Raw genomic sequence first — 284 nt, 5'->3', positions numbered from 1 at the left:
CTCTTGCACCAAGTACAAGAGAGCTTTGAATCATGCTGAGTAAAGTAAATCTCTATCTAGCGACTTACTTAATTCACGATTTATTTTGTAGTTTGAGTTACGGTTTCTTGCCCTTTACCGACTTCTGTCAGTAGGCCTTTCAACAAGCTCACACAACCAATCAAAAGAATGATCGTAAACGGCAGTGCTGCAATAATCGTAATAGATTGCAGAGCTTGGATTGATTGAGTACCACCAATCCACAGCATCACCATCGCGATAGCACCTGAGATAACCGCCCAAAC

At 41.9% G+C, this 284-nt stretch carries 1 protein-coding gene; it reads right to left on the bottom strand.

Features of this window, described 5'->3' with window-relative positions; translation table 11 throughout:
• Nucleotides 1–80: 80 nt before the first annotated feature.
• A partial coding sequence (locus tag AB4512_RS23230; RefSeq protein WP_372175881.1) for a BCCT family transporter occupies nucleotides 81–284 on the bottom strand: 204 nt, incomplete at its 5' end.

The sequence above is a fragment of the Vibrio sp. 10N.222.52.B7 genome, from assembly GCF_041474275.1.
GTDB lineage: Bacteria > Pseudomonadota > Gammaproteobacteria > Enterobacterales > Vibrionaceae > Vibrio > Vibrio crassostreae_C.
This window is presented reverse-complemented; position numbering and strand designations above follow the sequence as displayed.